Raw genomic sequence first — 17,800 nt, 5'->3', positions numbered from 1 at the left:
ATTGTAATATCATTTATTTTATCATTATCACAAAATAGCCTTCTTTTTTTTAATAAAATAAATAATCAAAAAATAAAAAAATAAAGAAGGAAACATATATATAGAGATCCGATAAAATTGAAAAAAAATTGAACCAATATTCAGATACAAAAAAACATAGTAATAAAAAGCAATTAATCCATTAGCATCAGGTTTTAATTTATAAATTAAATATTTAATCTTTCTAATTATATATCCTGTGAAAAAGGCGGAAAAGAATGGAACCAATACTACTCCAAACCATCCAAAACTTACATAACCCCAAATTGAAACGGGCAATCGAAGTCCACCGGATGCAATATCAGAAATGTCATTAGTATTATTTAAAATGTATAAAGTCCAAGAAGATGGATTATACTTAAAGTTATAGGGTATTAGCCCTCCAATAAAAGTTAGCCCATATGTAAATGGACTATGCTCTCGAATAAAACTATTAAGAAATGTAATATGGTCATAAATATCGGGAGCACCTGAAGCTATAGCACTAAGGATTGTCGGATTATCAGATAAACTGTTAAAACCAGTATTTGGAAAAAAAATAGTTGCTATTACCCAGAAACTACTACCAAATAAAAACATTATTACATATAAAATAATATATACTACAAAAAAAGAATTATTCCGTCTCATAGTGACGATAATAGATAGACTAAGTAATAACCCCATGACAGTATCACCTCTACTCAATGATGCAAAAACCAACAAAATCCCAAAAATTATTAGAAAGAAAGTAGATATTTTCCTTTTGTTAAAAAAATCAATAACCAAAATAGGAATTAATAATTGTATAAATTCTTTGGAAGTCCTATAAAAAAAAGCAATATGTTGATATCTAACATGATAGATCCCTTTAAATTGCTTAGCTGCATATGGATCTTCAGCAAAGATAGGCAAAAAGCCCATATACATAAAACATATAATTAATATAATTAAACTTATAAGATATATTTGTTTTGAAGTATTAACGATAGTTTTATAAAAAAAATTAGAATTAACAAGATCATTGTATAATCGAAATTTCATAACATTATCAACAATTGCAATCTTCTTCCATTTATAACCTGAAAGTATTCCGAATATATAAAAAAGAACACCTACAAAATTTATTTTATAATATAAGTCTATAATGTTATCGTCAGCTAAATCATAAAAATCTATCAAAAAAGATGGAATAACATATGCAGCAATACAAAATCCTATATAGTAATGATTAAAAACATTTTTTTTATCAAACCAAATAAAATATGTACCAATTTGAAAAATTATAAGTACCAATAAATTAATAAATATATTCACTTAAATTCAGATTACACTTTAAAAAAATTATAACCTTTTGTCCTAAAAATAATTATAAAATTATGAGAAACCGTAATACAAATATCAGTAAGAGCAATAGTTAAAAGCGTACCCCAATATCCAAAAATAGATGTAAAAATAAAATTAAATATTATATTAATAATTGCTGCAATTATAATTACCCTACTCGACAAACGAGTCTGTTCTGTTACAAGAATACCAAGATATGCAGGCAAGTTTAATCCTGCAATAATTGGAAGAAAGCACATTATAGATAAAAGACTTCCAATTTCAAATGAATTAGTTTTACTAAAAAATAAACTAATATGCTTTGATAAGATACTAACAATAATACTTATAAACGTTAAAAGCAAAAAAATTCCCCAAAACATTTTTTTTATAAATATTAAAAATTTAATTCTTGAATTTACCCATAAACGACAAGCATGTGGATATATTGCTTGAAAAATAATAGTCGGCAATTGTTTAATCATAAAAACAATTCGATCGGCAACAGAAAAAATTCCCAATGCATCATTTTTTACAAAAAAACTTAAAATTACTAAATTAGAATTAGCGGTAAGATTCGCAAAGAATGATGCTAAAAATAGATAAAAGCCATTTTTGGTTTGCTGGATTATGTGCCGACTTTCTGGGATATAAATTTTAAAATTAAATATCTTATAAACAAAAATTATCATTAAAAGGGTCCCCAAAAAATCCATAAAGCCAATAAATAGGTTAACTAAATAACTATCACTGGGTTTATGTATAAAAGTTATTAATAAAATTGCAGCTAACCCTTTTGAAAAGAGAGAAAATAAAATTAAGTACTGCATTTTTTGAATACCCTGAAAAAACCATATTGGAAAAAAGGCTCTGCCTAGAGGCAAGGCAAATGAAAATAAGTACAAAATGCTGTAAATAGAAAATTTGTGAATTGATATTACAAGGATCCATAAAATTAAGCTTGAAAGAATTACAATAATAATTTTTATAATAAAAACAGAGTTTATAATATTGTTTATGATTTCATGATGATCTTTGTTCATACTGATTTCCTTGGTAGCAGACATATTAAATCCATAATCACAAAAAATAGTAAAAAATGTCATGAGAGCCTGAACAGAGGTTATCAAACCAAAATTATTAAGCCCTATTGTTTTAATTAAATATGGAGATATTAATAATGGAAATAGAAAATTTAATCCTTGATAAATTCCTAAGTAAAAAAAATTTGACATTAGCACTTTTCTTGCCATTATTATTTTTTGAATTCAATTTTGAAAGATAATATCAAGTCTTACATATAAAATTAAAACCAAATTTTTTGATTTCTTCTTTAATATATCAGTAACATTAGAACTATTCTCAATAGATGAAAAAATTTCAAAAAAGTCCCTATCTACTTATTTATACTTAAACTTAATAATTACATTTTCGAGTTTTAGTGCATGAAGCAATCCAATCAACTGTATTTTTAATATGCATTTTATCATAAAGTAAATTATTTTCTTATAATAGAAAAAAATCACTACATTTTCTAATCATCAGGAAATCATTTATCATAATTCATTATAAACAAACAACAACTTTGGAATCTACTTTTCTCTAAACATTGCTTTGAAAGAAGCATATCATAAAATTTCAGTAAAGCTTCGCACCCCTCACTCCCATTCGGGTGGTGCGGTATTCAATAAATTTATTTTTCCTACACGCAATTCATTTCGATATTCCCGCACTAAGACAATGGAGGAGTTTTTTTTGCTGCCTCGTTTGCCCAATGCTGCTGTAAATAACGTACGAAAACATATCCTACACCTACTACTAATCCTATGATAAAGCCAATGATAATGACAAAACTCAACTTTTTCTTCCCATCCTCCAAGGGCGCATGGGGCATATCCAACACTTCAATGACCGGTGTTTGCAACATTAAAGTGGTACGCACCGTTTCTAAATTTTTTACTACCTCTGTATATAATGTTGCCAATACTGTACGATCGCGGGAAGCCAATTCCGTGGGCACCAATACCGATTTTAAGGCCGGATTGGCATCGTTAATTTGCATGCCGGCTACCTGATAACTCTTGTTGTTCAATAAGGCCAATAAAGAATCGGCTTTTTGTTGTAAACGATTCACATTTGCAGCCGATACTGAGGTTTTAATTTCAATATACAAATCGCTGGCTTCCTTTACCATTCGGCGGGCCAATAACAAGGAAAAATCGGGATTGATAGAGGTAGCTGTTACGGTAATAATGGTTCCCTTTTTATTTAATCGGCTTACAGATACATATTTTTGGGTTACCCGTTTATATACTTCATGTAAAACACTATCCTGCAACAAACTAAGGCTATTTCTGCCACTTACCCTATAAAAATTCATGGTATCCAACCCGGGTTTATGGCGCCAGGCTTTTTTTAGTTTACTGAAATCTAAAAACACATCTGCTAAGGTAGGACCATTGGTTTGGCTGCTGTCTACCTTACTCAACAAAACATGTTCCACAATACGGCGCGAGGTTAAAATATCTAAAATATTGTCTCCTTGAAAAATACTTCCCCCGCCGGTTAAACTACCAATATCAAAACCAAATTGCGAAGCTAAGCCGGCCAATCCCCCACCACCGGGTGTTTTTTCTTCTAAAATAAAAGTTTCTTCGGCCTGATATGCCGGTTTTTGCAAGTAGTAATACCCTATGCCTCCACCTATGCCCACTACAGCAGCTATGAACAGCCAAACCCACTGCTGCCGCAAATAACGCAAAAAGCCTTTTACCTGTTGCCATATATCGGCCAGGCTATAGTATTCTTCTTGTGGTTCGGTTGTTGGTGTCATACTCTTGTATGGCTTGCTTATTTTTTAATTAAATATACCAATGAAACAATTAATCCGGCTATGGATGCAAAGGCGGCACCGGTACTGGCTATTTCATTCGCCGGTGTGCGCTTGCGGATGGGCACATATACTTCACTCCCCGGTTTTATACGAGGATAGGCTTTAAAAAACAGAAAATGTTTGGTACTCCGTATTTCCCCATTGGGATAAATAACATAACTCCGTTTTCGGGAAGCATATTGTTGAAAGCCCCCCGATTGGTCAATAACTTTTCTAAATGTCAACCCCTTGGTATATACCACTTTCTGCGATACATATACCCCCCCAAACGATTGTACGGTTTGCAATTGTTTGGGTATTTTAATTATGTCTCCTTCTTCTAACAATAAATTATATACCGAGCCTTGGTTAGCCAATGCCTCGTCCAGACGAATGCCCACTTGTTTTTTTGCATTGGTAATAGAAGCTTCTAACCTGCTAATTTTAGAGGAATCGCCGGAAATAATATTTCCCGCGGCATCCGTTGCCATTAATGCATTGCCACTTTGTGCTTCTAATGCATTGACTTTGTTATTAATTAAAGTACTATCGGCTTCGGTACGCTGTTGATAGGTATTTCGGATTAAAATGGCACCGGCCGGAAAGGCATCCTCTTTTAAACCACCGGCTCTTTTAATTACATCACTCAAACGTTCGGTATTGGCTGATACGGTGTATTGGCCGGGATACAGTACCTCGCCCTGTACATCCACGGTAATCTGGTCTTTGTATAGGGGCGAACGACGTACCGATACAATATCAAAAGGCTCTAAGCTAATATTATTCGCCGTGTCGTTGGCCAAATTATCGGTGGTTAAGTTAATTTCTTTAATAATGGCATAGGCATTAGAATCGGTACCATTATTAGCATTCCGAATACGACGGGACACTTCAATTTGTTTTAAACTGGCCCCATCTTTTAATCCGCCGGCCATTAAAATCAAATCTTCTACCTTCATATTCTCGGCAAAAGGATATTGGGTAGGTTTGTTTACTTCGCCGGTAATCGTTACCATATATTTTTCCCGTATTTCGGAAAGGGGATAAATGTATATGGAATCTTCCCGCTGCAGCGGAATATTGTATTTCCCATCCAACACATCCTCTACATTAAAATTGAGTAAACTGGGTTGATAATCTTTATCTAAGCGACGAATGATGGCGTGGGTTAAATAGGCATCTTCACGGGGTTGAACGGCTTTTACCAATTGCTGCAGGGTAGGCATATCATTCAGCCCATAATTACCGGGGTGATAAACAGCACCCCCTACCAGCACCCGGTTGGCATATAGGTTGGCTACACTATCTACCAAAACGGTATCGCCCGACGCCAAGGCAAATTGTTGAAACTGTGCTGCAGGAATGGTTAACATTTCCCGATTGGCCTCGCCAAAACGCTGAATACGCACTCTGGCTTTGTAGGCTATATCGGCAAATCCTCCACAATATTGTAATAAGGCAGCAATATTATTGGTATTGCCTAATTCATAAATGGCCGGCTTTTTAACCGCTCCTTTTATTGCTACGCGCAGGTTATAAGGTGCTACACTAATTACGTCGCCATCCTGCAATAACGCATTTTTAGATAGGTCGCCTTTTAATAAAAAGTCGTAAAAATCAAAATCAACCACTTGTTTGCCATTGCGCATAAGGCTAATATGTCGTAAGCTACCAATTTTAGAGGGCCCGCCCGATACATACAAGGCATTGGCAATAGTAGCTAATGAAGGAAGGGAATAAGTACCCGGGCGATTAATTTCACCCACCATGGTTACTTTAATACTGCGAATTTGTCCCAAGGTAACTTGCACAAACGTATTACCCGCAGCAATGCCGGGGTATATTTTCAGTAAGGCTGCTTTAATTTTTTGTCGGGCTTCTTCAATGGTCAATCCCATTACTTTCAAGGGACCCACATTCGGATAACGCACATAACCATCCGGCGTAACCTGTAATTTTTTGGTGGTTTCTGAATAGCCATATACATCCACCACCAATTCATCGCCGGCACCTAAAATATAATTGGCCGGGGTAGGTATATTTAAATTGGGCTCGAACGTAAGGTTATCCTGTGAAAACAAATCGGTACCAAACACTTGTAAGCCTTTAATAGAATCGCGATAACCCGGACCATAAGTAGGAATTGCATTTCTTTTACTGTTGGTTCCGGTTGTATTAACAGCAGCTCCACCGGTACTTGCCCCCAAATTCAATGCCTGGATACGTTGCTGTAGTGCCGCAATTTGGGCATCACTCAATCCCTTTTCGCGGGCTTTAGCAATTAATTGGTCTTGCGTTAACCCTGCCAGATTGGCTTGTTGCACATATTGAATAAGCTGCTGGTCGGAAAGCTGATTAATATCGACGGGCAATTGCGCCTGTGTATAAAATGATAAAAGGGCGAAACCCAATAGTAAGCAAACACGAAAGAAATACTGTTTGTATGATTGCACCATGCGGGCTGTGTTAAAAGGATGTTTATAATAGGCGCAAATATAAGTCTGTTTGTATTAAAGTAAAACAGAATAATTGAGGGTAAAAGAATTATGATTTTGTTAAAATGTAAAGGGATAGGCCATCAACAAAAACAAACATGGGTTAGTTTCAACGCATACTATAGGTTTTAATTAGAAAAATGAACATAAGGACATTAGAAAGCATAATGGATGTACTGTTAGAATACCCATCAATAGCTATGTCATTTGAAAAGTGGACGCTATTGGTTATGCAATGGATTCGATATTGCTTCGAGACTGCTTCGAGTCAACAGCGTTGCGTAACGCTGTTGATAGGTAAATGTATGGGAGAAGGATGGGTAACGGCAGGTTAATATTTTAAGAATGTTACAGCGTGTTGGGGAGTGTTAAAGGGTGGTGTTGGTAATGTTTAGAGGTAGTGTTTAGAAAACTATGAGAATGTTAAAATAACTGTGTAAGCTGTATTAGAGATTGGTTTAGAAAACTGTGTAAAAGCCATTAAGTTTTTCAACTATTGGTGAGTGCCTCACCCACCACATCCTCGTCTTTCTTCAGCGTTAGGGGCTTTAATGACCAACTCCTTTTGGGGGTTTCGTTTCGGTCGGTGAAGACACCAACCGATAGTGAGATGTTTGCCCTAGTGGTGGGTGTCCTCACCCACCACATCCTCGTCTTTCTTCAGCGTTAGGGGATTTAATAACCAAGTCCTTTTGGGGAGTTTCGTTTCGGTTGGTGGGGACACCAACCGATAGTACTATATTCATTCCGTTTCGGTTGGTGGAGACACCAACCGAAAGAGAGATGTTTCGGGCAGTGAGAACAACAGTCGATAGAGATACTTTCGTTTTGGTTAAAGAAAACATCTACCGATAGGGCTATTACTAACAAAAGTTTATGACTATTTCGGTTAACAAGAAGATTAACCATTCATCAAAAGCGATTAAGAAGTAGTAATGAAAATTCAGTTCGGTAAAACATTAATCATAATGAAACCGACATTGAATAATGTAACATTTTTGATTCAAGCCTTTTTTCCCTTCAATTTTATATACTAACCGATGTTCTGCTGTAATTCGCCTTGACCAGAAGCCTTTTAAATCGTATTTCAACGGCTCGGGTTTCCCAATACCCTGAAATGGTGTTTTTTTGATGTCATTGAGCAGTTCTTTTATTTTCTCTACCATAGTAGGTTCATTGGCTATCCAATACTCAAAATCTTCCCATGCCAATTCAGTAAATTCAAAGTTCATGCAAGCAATATTTACAATTTGAATGACCTAGTCTTTCCTGATTCTAACTGTTTCATAGACTCCCGAAGTTTTTCGCGATTAGCAGCTGTAGAAAGCAGGTGACCTGTTTCATTTAAAGAATTGTACTCTTTCATTGAAATGATAACAACAGCTTCGTCCTCTGTTGTTCTTGATACGACAATTACATCGGAGGAATGTGTAACATCGTCTAAATATTTTTTAATGTTGTTACGAAGTTGTGTAATGGATATAGCTTGCATGTTACTTAATTATGTACGTGTAAATGTACGCATTTGTGTGCAAAATATTTATTAATTGCAGATTTGGTAATTTCAATTTCATAGCGGCTTGTAAAAACGAAAAGTCACTTATGGTAATGAATATGCCAAGAAGAGGTAGCAAATTTTTAAAACAAGTACGTAAAGGTTTCAGTTTTTCATTACGGTTGGTGGGGACATTAGCCAATAAAGATAATTTCGTTTCGGTCGGTAAGGACAACAACCGATAGAGAGATGTTTGCCCTAGTGGTGGGTGTCCTCACCCACCACATCCTCGTCTTTCTTCAGCGTTAGGGGATTTAATAACCAAGTCCTTTTGGGGAGTTTCGTTTCGGTGGTGAGGACATCAACCGATAGTATTATATTCATTCCGTTTCGGTCGGTGAGGACACCAACTGATAGAGAATGTAAGGGATAATAGCTTATAAACTATATCCGTTTTGATACGTACGTTTTACAAATGCATTGGCAGGTTCAAAATTCGTAATGCGCATATTGGCGCCATCCCACTGTAATTGAATATTGCGACCCGGATAAATAAAGCTTTTTGGATTTTTGGGATTCGGCTCTTGCACATTATAACTTCTAATGGCCAAATTACCCATTAACACAATTTCGGTTAAAGGGCCTGCCAGGTCGAAGTTGGAGCTTAATTCTTTTTGTTCTTTACTGCCATAACCGGCAATGCAAGCTTCTACCCAAGCGGCGTAATGTCCATTGGCACTACCCGGTACCCGAGCCAATGTTTGGGGTACATGCACTTCCTGATTACGCGATAAGGGCAATAATCTTGGATTCTCGGCATAGGTAGAGGCCATCATTTTGCCCTTGCTGCCAACAAATAAAATAGCATTGCCACCGTCTCCAAATAATTCGTTCGAGCCTAATTCTTCCGGCCTATCGGGTTGTATACCACCATCCATCCAATGCATTTTAACGGTGTGTCCATTGACGTTAAAGGTTAAGGTGATATGCGAAGCTATAGGACCACTTTCCGGATGGAAAGACCTTGTCCATGGTTTGGTGTATTGGGTTGCCACACTACATTCAGCTGCGGTAGGATATCCTAATCCTAATACCCTAAAAGGCGCTTCCATTAAATGACAGCCCATATCGCCCAAAGCACCGGTACCGTATTCCCACCAACCGCGCCAATTAAAAGGCAATAATCCATCCACATAATCGCGCAAAGCAGTGTTTCCTTGCCACAACTTCCAATCTAAGCCGGCAGGAATATTGGGATCAGGATTGGGCCATGCAATTCCTTGCGGCCAAACGGGCCTATCGGTAAAACAATATACGGTATCTACTTCACCAATAACGCCGGCATTATACCATTCGCGCAACTGCCTTACCCCATCGCCAGAAGCACCTTGGTTACCCATTTGTGTAACTACTTTGTATTGATGCGCAGCCTTGGTCATCACACGGGCTTCATAAATATCGTGTGCCATGGGTTTTTGCACATACACGTGCTTACCCATTTGCATGGCGGCCATAGCAATTACGGCATGCATATGATCGGGTGTTGAAACAGAAACGGCATCAATACTTTTGCCCATTTTATCGAACATTTCCCGATAGTCGTGAAAGTAGGCAGCTTTGGGGTAACGTGATCGGCTTGTCTTTGCCATGCGATCATCCACATCACACAAACCAACAATGTTAGCTTTGCCACTTTGATAAAAATTCCACAAATCGCTTTCGCCTTTTCCTCCAATGCCAACACCGGCAACATTCAATTTATCACTTGGGGCAATAAATCCCTTACCGAGTACATGACGAGGCACAATATAGAAACCAGTAGCGGCTAAAGCAGCATTGCGTAAAAAATTGCGGCGAGAATGGTCGGCTGCATTGTTTAATTTCTTTTTCATGTGGCAAATGTGTTGATATGGATTATTGAAATAAGGTATAAATGAATCATTGTGCATTTCATAATGCTATTGGAAACAACTTTATAAAATACGCATTGAATGTACTGATAAATGCAGAATTGAAAAAATGAAATGGACAAAAGGTAAGGTTATAAAATGGCAAATATTTTCAATGGTTGCATGGCACCAATTGGCTTACAATATTGATGAAGCTTGTACCGCAGCCGAATGACTATTGCACATCAACCAAAGTATTATGTAAGTATTTTTTGATGAATATCAAATTGATGTAAGCCATCTTCAAAATAGCAATGAAGCAATTTTAAGCATTATTCAACCTATACAAGTTCTATTTAATTGACCTATCAATTGCTTGAAAATTATTCATCGTCTGTTTCCTTCAATTCATCTGCGGCTGTTTCGCGACGCATTTTTATCATCGGCTTTTCTTCTGTTCCGGTTACGGTAAAAGGTATACCAATAATACCCAGTGGCGGTAAGCCCAATCGGCCACTTAAATTTAGTTTACCATCAAAACTTATTTGTCCTTGAAAACGAGGACGAAAGCCAAATATCTTTAAACGGGTACGTTCAATGGTAATAATGTTTTTGGCAATTTTACTGTGAATATTAATTCCGGCCAGCGCTGGATTATTCAAACTATCACGACCCGAAGCCTTACTTAATGCTTCAAATAAACGAAAGCCTTTTACCGATACCTTTTTTAAATTCAGCACACCACCACCGGTTAAGGAAGGATAAATGGGCATCATGGCATTATTTAAGCGGCCACTTAATTGATATTGCAAGGCTACAATACCCTTTGTATAAGTAGCCGAACTTGCCAACGTTCTAAAAATTGGAATTTCCCGATATGCCCTTTGAATATCAAAATCTTTCGCATTCACCTGATAATAAAAATCAGCCGACTGTGTACCCTTGTTCTTATATTTCGCCTGCATTTGCACCTGGGTGCCAATTACATTCACGCCACAGTTTTGCAATTGAATACTACCACTATCTATGATGATGGAACCATGCAAACTATCTAACGGTATGCCATTATACAACACTTTTTTTAAGTTGGCATTCAGCGTTAATGATAAGTTATCCGGTATCATTACAACACCATAAGTGGGTGTATTGACAGTTGTGCTGGAATTAGAAGCGCCCGGTTTAAAGGCCATGAATTCATCTACATTTACTTTGTTACTATTCAGTTGGAATTGCCCTTTTAAAGGTTGATTGCTTAACACATAATTAATCACATTTTCTAATGAACCATTTAAAGTAAAATCTGATTGTCCGAAGCCGGCCTTAAAATCATCAAACACCATATTACCCTGATCAAAGTGAAATTTCCCGGCATGAATAATGAAAGGCAAAGTGTATAAATCGGAATACAACTGAACATTATTCAATTGTAAAGTACCTTTATTATATAGCAATTGGTACCTACCGGCCAATGCATCATTTTGGTGGCCTTGCATGGTAAGGTTGGTTTTAATTAATCCGGCAAAGCGATAGTTGGACAAATGAAATACTTGATACATTTTATTTAAATCGAGCGTGCCGGTGCTATATAAGTTATAATATAGATTATTAAAATTTTGAACATTTAAACGAAGTAAAAATGGCTGCCCTTCAATAGATAAACGAATAGGCAAAATATTCACTTTCATGGTTTGATAATTGCCCTTACTATTTGAAACAGTGGCTTGCACATCAATGGCCTCAATTGGCTTAGGATAATAAGGTGTTAATATGCTACCATTGGCCAATTGCACATTCGCCGATATAATGGGCAATAGTTTCTTTTGCGGATTAATGTTGCCATTTATATTGGTTTGCAGGGTAAGTAATCCATTTAAAACATAATTGCCAATTGGGAAAAAATCTTTTATTTCATTTAAATGCACCAATGCCATGATGTTAGCAGCAACGCTGCTGGGAATAGAAGCAGTAAAAGAACCATGGGCTTTTACGTAATTATCCATTGCCTTGGCATAAGCATCTTTTAGTTCAATAATAATATGTTGGTATTGCCCGTCAGCACAATGTGCATTGAGTTGAAACTGCAAAGTATCTATTGCTTTTGGCAAATTAGCCAATTGCACAAATCCATTTTCTAAAGAAGAATGAAGGTTAAAAACTGGTATACTACTTATAACGGTATCAACTTTACGTAAACCATTGGGAATAACTTTAGTTGCATATATACCCTGCGCATGTGCTTGCAAAATATAATGTCCACGCATTTTAAGTGAGGCTATTCCTAAAGCTTGTTGTAATTGTTGCAGGTTTAAGTCGGCCTGAATATGCGTTTGAAGAAATGGTGTATTTACACCGGTAATATGAGCCGAAGCATTGCAAAAGCTTTTATCCATTGAAAAATACAAAGTATCTATATTCAACTGCAGGCTATCGGTATTGAACTGCGGAAATTGAAAGTTAATGGCAGTGTTTAAATGATGGATAGGTGCAGGTGCCTTTTCATGATCAAGATAACCATCTTTAATAGCAGCATGCATAGTGAAGGTAGGCATAGTGTTGGTAGAAGCCCGGTATATACCTTTTAGCGCTGCACTTATTTCAGTTGCACCTTTTGCATCCATTTTACTAAACCACTGATTGTATTCAGGCGGTATGGCACTTAGTACATCATATAAATCGGCATTTTTTGTTTGAAGGTTAAAGTTCATGTAATAGCCATCTTTCAAAAAATCGAAGCGCCCTTGAAAACGAAAAGGCAGTTGATTTAATAACACTTTATTTTTTTCAAACAACAGACTTAAGGAATGCGTATTGACTTTAGTAATGAGTTGTGCTTTAAATTTTTTAGAGCCTACATAGTGGTTATTGGCATAATCAATATCCAAAGAATCAATGAGTAAAGAAGAATGTAAATCAAATACAGCTTTACTTAAATCGCCTTTACCCAAGTAATTCAGTTGCTTTGCACGAATTAACATGGGCAATGACTGATCGTTATAAGTAACATTGGTTTTACTAATTTGAATGCGCTCAATTTTCAATGCGGTACCCGAGCTATCATTGTTAGATTGAGTAGTATCGGAAGAAGATTGCCAAATATTATAATTGGCATGTCCGGCAGTATCAACTTGCACCCACACATTTCCCTTTGTTAAGTAAACTTCATCAACTTTAATTTGACGAGAGAGTAGTGAAGCTACATTGATACCAAATGCCAGTTCTTTGGCAGAAAGTAGTGTGTCATTTTGAAAAGGTGCAGATCCTTTTAAACTGCAATCGTAAAGGGTTAAGGTTAATGAAGGAAAGTGGTTAAAAAAAGAAAGGCGCACTTTAGAAAATGCCAATTGCCCATTGATATGACTATTGGCAAAACTTTGAATTTTATTGGATACCGTTGTAGGAAAGAGTAGTGGCAAAGCAAACAATAAACCAAAAAAAACTACAACAACAATGATAATTATTTTTACAAAATTGCGTATTTTTTTGATGAAGGAAAATTCAGACATGACGGGAGCATTAGGATAAACTAAATATACACAAAGATATTCATAAAACTAATGATACCGGCTTAGGTTCAAATAACCACCAAACACGTTTACGTGGCTTCAATACATAATTTTGGCGGATATAGGTTTTTATATGATTCATCGCTTCATCATAATCATCGGTAAATAACACCAAATCCATATCCGCTTTATTAATTGTGCCTTCCTCGGCCATTTTTTCAATGAATTGTAGCAAGGGTTGATAATATGCTTTCCCAAAAACCACAATAGGGAATTGGGTAATGGTTTTGGTTTGCACCAATGTTAGGGTTTCAAAAAATTCGTCCATGGTACCAAATCCGCCGGGCATAATAATAAATGCATATGAATATTTCACCAACATCACTTTACGCGAAAAGAAATGTGTAAAGGTGAGCGACTTATGCACATAAGGATTCAACTTTTGTTCGAAAGGAAGTTTTATATTCAATCCTATAGATTTACCGCCATTTTCAAAAGCACCTTTATTAGCAGCCTCCATGGTACCGGGGCCACCACCCGTTACTGTAGTAAAGCCCATTTTCGCAATGCGTTTACCAAATTCTTCTGAGGCTTTATAAAAAGGATGATCGGGCTTAAACCTAGCACTACCAAACACTGTAATACAGGGGCCCACAAAATGCAATACGCGAAAACTATTTAAAAATTCAATGAATACACGCCAGGCAAATTTCAGCTCATTTACACGGGGCTTAGGACCTTCTAAATAATAATTTTGTGTAGCGGGTAAAATTCTTTCACTTGTCTTCATAATGAATTGCTTTAAATACTTCCTATTGGGTTGGTGTATTGAAATGGTGCTTCCATAAAACAATACTTCCATGTTCCTTTTTCAAATTACGTAAATAACTGAAATGTAATCAAAAAATTGCTCGTTAACGTTTACACAATACTTTTGCATCCAATTTCCAAATCCGTAACAATAGCTAGTTCATTATTTATATAAAATGCTGTTGACTGGATAATAAGAAAGATTGGCAAGGGTTTATTGAGCAAAACACAAAACAATATATGAAGCAGCATTTTAAAGTAGTAGCCATAATACTAATTGGTATGGCAGGCAGTATACAATTTTTAGCAGCGCAAACACAAACCAACATTAAGCACAAAAAAGTTCGGAAAGGTGAGTTTTATTTTTCGTGGGGATATAACAAAGAATGGTATACACACAGCAACATTAAAGTTGTACAACCTAGCTTAGGGAATGATTACACATTTAAAGCAGTAAAAGCACACGACCATATTGGTTGGGATGAAGGTATACTTCGCATACCTATTTCAATACCACAATATAATTATAGGTTAGGGTTTTTAATTAACCGCAAGAAAGATTTGTTTTTTGAAATAAATTTTGATCACACAAAATATATTTTTGCCGACCAAAATGCCCATATTGTTGGGAAGTTAAATAACAGACAGGTAGACACTACGGTTGCTTTTAATGAACCTAATGGCTTTGCCTACTATTTAAATAATGGGGCCAATTTTTTATTGTTTAATTTAGTAAAACGTTGGCACTTGTACCAAACCGGAGATGGCAATTTAAAAATAGATGCCTTGGGCAAAGGCGGTATTGGACCTGTTATTCCGCATGTACAAAACATGCTATTTGGACAAAATAACGATGCAGGCTTTCAGTTAGGCGGTTGGAATTTAGGCTTTGAAGGTTCGGTAAGAGCAACCTTTTTTAAATATGCTTACTTAGAATTTTCGAATAAAGTAGATTATGCCCGTTACAGCAATTTAAAAGTTTATGAAGGACGCGCCAAACAAGCATTTGGCACTTACGAATTAATACTTAGTATTGGTGTTACATTTCCTACGGGAAAGGTTATACAAACAAACAATTAGATATTTGTTATACCTTTTTTATTAAAAGCAAAAATGCTTCACTATGCAAAAAAAAATTCGCATTATATCGTACAATGTAAATGGCATTAGAGCAGCAATTAAAAAGGGTTTGTTAGAATGGTTGCAAACCAATCCTGCCGATATTATTTGCCTACAGGAAACAAAAGCATCCAATAGCGATATTGATGTAGCAGCCATTGAGCAATTAGGCTATTCAACCTATTGGTTTTCGGCGCAAAAAAAAGGATATAGCGGCGTAGCTGTATTCACTAAAATAAAGCCCGATGCAGTATTCTATGGACATGAAAAAGAACAAAGCGATTTTGAAGGAAGGGTGATAAGATTAGACTTTGGAGCAACAACATTAATTAATGCATATTTCCCATCAGGCACTAGTGGCGATGAACGGCAAACTTATAAATACCAGTGGCTTGATGAATTTTTAGCCTATTTAACAACACTTCGCAAAACTAGGCCGCAGCTAATTATTACCGGCGATTACAATATTGCGCACACGGAAATAGATATACACGATCCTAAAGGCAATAAAAACTCATCAGGATTTCTACCGGAAGAAAGAGCCTGGATGGACAAATTTTTAGCAGCTGGATTTGTTGATACTTTTAGAACCATGCATCCAAAACAAACAGGCGCTTATTCATGGTGGAGTCAACGATTTCCTTCAGTACGTTTACAAAATAAAGGATGGAGAATTGACTATATATGTATAACGGATAATCTAACGGAAGCATTAACAGAAGCGGCTATTTTTCCTGATGTAAAACATAGTGACCATTGCCCCGTTTTTGCAAGCCTTAAATTAAGTGTATGATTATTTATAATGTAACATCGCATATTGCAACACCTATCATTTCTGATTGGTTACAATGGATGAAAGCCGAACACATACCTGCCATTATGCAAACCGGTTGTTTTGAACAATATCAATGGGTTGAATTATTAGAAACCGATGAAAGTGAAGGAAAAACCTATGCTATACAGTTTTATGCCCCTTCCATTACTCAGGTAAAACGCTTTAGAAATGAATTTGAACAATTATTACATGAACAAATTCAGCTAAAATGGGGGCAGCAAATGCTTAGTTTTAGCACGCTTATGCAAGTTGTGCATTGAATGTGGAAAGCTTTTTTACAACTATTTTTTCATTGAACAAACTTCCTTATATTTCCTCTAAACCCTTGCTACGACTGATTTTTTACCCTTAAGCAAGCAAAACTCTTGTCTACACTGCATTTCAGAGTTTCAGCTAATTTCTTTTTTGCATATTAAAACGTTAATATTTTTGGGGAAAGCCTTGTACTTACAGTATTTTGGAGCAAAACATGTGCTCAAAAAAAATGAAAAAATATTTTGTTAATTGGTAAAAGCCTATACATTTGTTTTTGTTATTTAACTAATTAAACAATCATCTATGAACAAGGCTGAATTAATTGCAAAAATTGCAGAAGACGCTGAAATTACTAAAACACAAGCAAATGCTGCTTTAGATTCATTTGTAGAAGCAGTTACTAAAACTTTAAAAGGCGGTGGAAAAGTTACATTAGTAGGTTTTGGAACTTTTTCAGTTTCAAAGCGTGCTGCTCGTACCGGTCGTAACCCTCAAACCGGCGCTCCTATTAAAATTAAAGCTAAAAAAGTTGCTCGCTTTAAAGCCGGTAAAGAGTTAAGCAGCAAAATGTAATTTTCTGCAACACAAAATTTAAATCCTGCTACATCAGCAGGATTTTTTTATTTTTGCCCGGAAACAAACATTAAAATCAAATTTATTATGGGTAGAGGTGACAAAAAAACAGCCAAAGGCAAACGCTTTCAAGGCTCATTTGGTAAATCAAGACCACACAAAAAACAAGTAAAAAAAGTTGCTGTTAAAGCATCGTAACTTCTTTAAAAGCCGCCCTTACATTGGGTCGGCTTTTTTTCTGCAAAGCCGCTTCAACATTTTAATTCGCAAAGCAACAGGCATGTTTATAACTAATTGCTACGCTTACTATCCGTTCATCAACATTTTATTTCATCAATAATAATTTGCATTATTTTTCCTTTTTATTTTAACTGAACAACTAGTTGTGCCAGTTACTATTATTATTTATTAAAACCAAGCACATGAAAATTGTACAAACATTTGTAACAAGCGCAGCATTGGGTATGCTTGTATGTACCGGCTGTAAAGAAAAACAGAATACGCCTTCTGCTTTTATTGACATTAATGCCATTGATACTTCTGTAAAACCAGGCGATAACTTTTTTCTGTATGCCAATGGCAATTGGCTGAAAAAAACAACCATTCCAGC

The 17,800-nt window shown here is 35.9% G+C and carries 16 protein-coding genes; 7 read left to right on the top strand and 9 right to left on the bottom strand.

What is annotated here, in order from left to right; translation table 11 throughout:
- Positions 1 to 27 precede the first annotated feature (27 nt).
- The 4 genes from ACP5P5_RS06925 to ACP5P5_RS06910 all read right to left on the bottom strand — a co-directional run bounded on the left by ACP5P5_RS06925 (position 28) and on the right by ACP5P5_RS06910 (position 6,672).
- Positions 28 to 1,335 carry an O-antigen polymerase gene (locus ACP5P5_RS06925; protein WP_428285376.1) on the bottom strand — a complete coding sequence of 436 codons (1,308 nt, stop codon included), beginning with the start codon at positions 1,333 to 1,335 and terminating at the stop codon, positions 28 to 30.
- 11 nt (positions 1,336 to 1,346) lie between these two features.
- Positions 1,347 to 2,597 carry an oligosaccharide flippase family protein gene (locus tag ACP5P5_RS06920; RefSeq protein WP_428285375.1) on the bottom strand — a complete coding sequence of 417 codons (1,251 nt, stop codon included), beginning with the start codon at positions 2,595 to 2,597 and terminating at the stop codon, positions 1,347 to 1,349.
- Between the two features lie 479 nt (positions 2,598 to 3,076).
- Positions 3,077 to 4,177, bottom strand: a complete 1,101-nt coding sequence (locus ACP5P5_RS06915) for a GNVR domain-containing protein (RefSeq protein ID WP_428285374.1) — start codon at positions 4,175 to 4,177, stop codon at positions 3,077 to 3,079.
- Between the two features lie 17 nt (positions 4,178 to 4,194).
- The gene (locus ACP5P5_RS06910) at positions 4,195 to 6,672 is read right to left on the bottom strand and encodes an SLBB domain-containing protein (RefSeq protein ID WP_428285373.1); all 2,478 of its coding nucleotides are present in this window, start codon (positions 6,670 to 6,672) and stop codon (positions 4,195 to 4,197) included.
- Between the two features lie 179 nt (positions 6,673 to 6,851).
- Between ACP5P5_RS06910 and ACP5P5_RS06905 the strand changes: the two genes are divergently transcribed.
- On the top strand, positions 6,852 to 7,046 hold the full coding sequence (locus ACP5P5_RS06905; protein ID WP_428285372.1) for a hypothetical protein: 195 nt from the start codon (positions 6,852 to 6,854) through the stop codon (positions 7,044 to 7,046).
- A gap of 624 nt (positions 7,047 to 7,670) precedes the next feature.
- Here the strand turns inward: ACP5P5_RS06905 and ACP5P5_RS06900 are convergent.
- From ACP5P5_RS06900 to ACP5P5_RS06880, 5 genes are all read right to left on the bottom strand, one after another.
- The gene (locus ACP5P5_RS06900) at positions 7,671 to 7,943 is read right to left on the bottom strand and encodes a Txe/YoeB family addiction module toxin (RefSeq protein ID WP_428285371.1); all 273 of its coding nucleotides are present in this window, start codon (positions 7,941 to 7,943) and stop codon (positions 7,671 to 7,673) included.
- A gap of 11 nt (positions 7,944 to 7,954) precedes the next feature.
- Positions 7,955 to 8,203 carry a type II toxin-antitoxin system Phd/YefM family antitoxin gene (locus tag ACP5P5_RS06895; protein WP_428285370.1) on the bottom strand — a complete coding sequence of 83 codons (249 nt, stop codon included), beginning with the start codon at positions 8,201 to 8,203 and terminating at the stop codon, positions 7,955 to 7,957.
- Between the two features lie 440 nt (positions 8,204 to 8,643).
- Positions 8,644 to 10,098, bottom strand: coding sequence for a Gfo/Idh/MocA family protein (locus tag ACP5P5_RS06890; RefSeq protein ID WP_428285369.1), 1,455 nt, complete (start codon positions 10,096 to 10,098; stop codon positions 8,644 to 8,646).
- Positions 10,099 to 10,478: 380 nt separating this feature from the next.
- A complete protein-coding gene (locus ACP5P5_RS06885) occupies positions 10,479 to 13,598 on the bottom strand; it encodes an AsmA-like C-terminal region-containing protein (RefSeq protein ID WP_428285368.1) in 3,120 nt (1,039 codons plus the stop codon).
- 40 nt (positions 13,599 to 13,638) lie between these two features.
- Complete coding sequence (locus tag ACP5P5_RS06880) at positions 13,639 to 14,460, bottom strand: TIGR00730 family Rossman fold protein (RefSeq protein ID WP_428285367.1); 822 nt, start codon at positions 14,458 to 14,460, stop codon at positions 13,639 to 13,641.
- Between the two features lie 188 nt (positions 14,461 to 14,648).
- Here ACP5P5_RS06880 and ACP5P5_RS06875 point away from each other — a divergent pair, with 188 nt between their 5' ends.
- The 6 genes from ACP5P5_RS06875 to ACP5P5_RS06850 form a co-directional block, all read left to right on the top strand.
- Positions 14,649 to 15,488, top strand: a complete 840-nt coding sequence (locus tag ACP5P5_RS06875; protein WP_428285366.1) for a hypothetical protein — start codon at positions 14,649 to 14,651, stop codon at positions 15,486 to 15,488.
- 43 nt (positions 15,489 to 15,531) lie between these two features.
- The gene (locus ACP5P5_RS06870; protein ID WP_428285365.1) at positions 15,532 to 16,320 is read left to right on the top strand and encodes an exodeoxyribonuclease III; all 789 of its coding nucleotides are present in this window, start codon (positions 15,532 to 15,534) and stop codon (positions 16,318 to 16,320) included.
- On the top strand, positions 16,317 to 16,622 hold the full coding sequence (locus ACP5P5_RS06865; RefSeq protein WP_428285364.1) for a DUF4286 family protein: 306 nt from the start codon (positions 16,317 to 16,319) through the stop codon (positions 16,620 to 16,622). The genes ACP5P5_RS06870 and ACP5P5_RS06865 overlap by 4 nt, the downstream gene beginning before the upstream one ends.
- 298 nt (positions 16,623 to 16,920) lie before the next feature.
- Positions 16,921 to 17,190 carry an HU family DNA-binding protein gene (locus tag ACP5P5_RS06860; protein WP_068246313.1) on the top strand — a complete coding sequence of 90 codons (270 nt, stop codon included), beginning with the start codon at positions 16,921 to 16,923 and terminating at the stop codon, positions 17,188 to 17,190.
- A gap of 87 nt (positions 17,191 to 17,277) precedes the next feature.
- Positions 17,278 to 17,388, top strand: a complete 111-nt coding sequence (locus ACP5P5_RS06855) for a 30S ribosomal protein THX (RefSeq protein ID WP_428285363.1) — start codon at positions 17,278 to 17,280, stop codon at positions 17,386 to 17,388.
- 224 nt (positions 17,389 to 17,612) lie between these two features.
- A partial coding sequence (locus ACP5P5_RS06850; RefSeq protein ID WP_428285362.1) for a hypothetical protein occupies positions 17,613 to 17,800 on the top strand: 188 nt, incomplete at its 3' end.

The sequence above is a fragment of the Hydrotalea sp. genome, assembly GCF_049968455.1.
In the GTDB taxonomy this organism is placed as follows: Bacteria; Bacteroidota; Bacteroidia; order Chitinophagales; family Chitinophagaceae; genus Hydrotalea.
The sequence above is the reverse complement of the archived record's forward strand: the minus strand, read 5'-3'. Positions and strand labels throughout refer to the sequence as shown.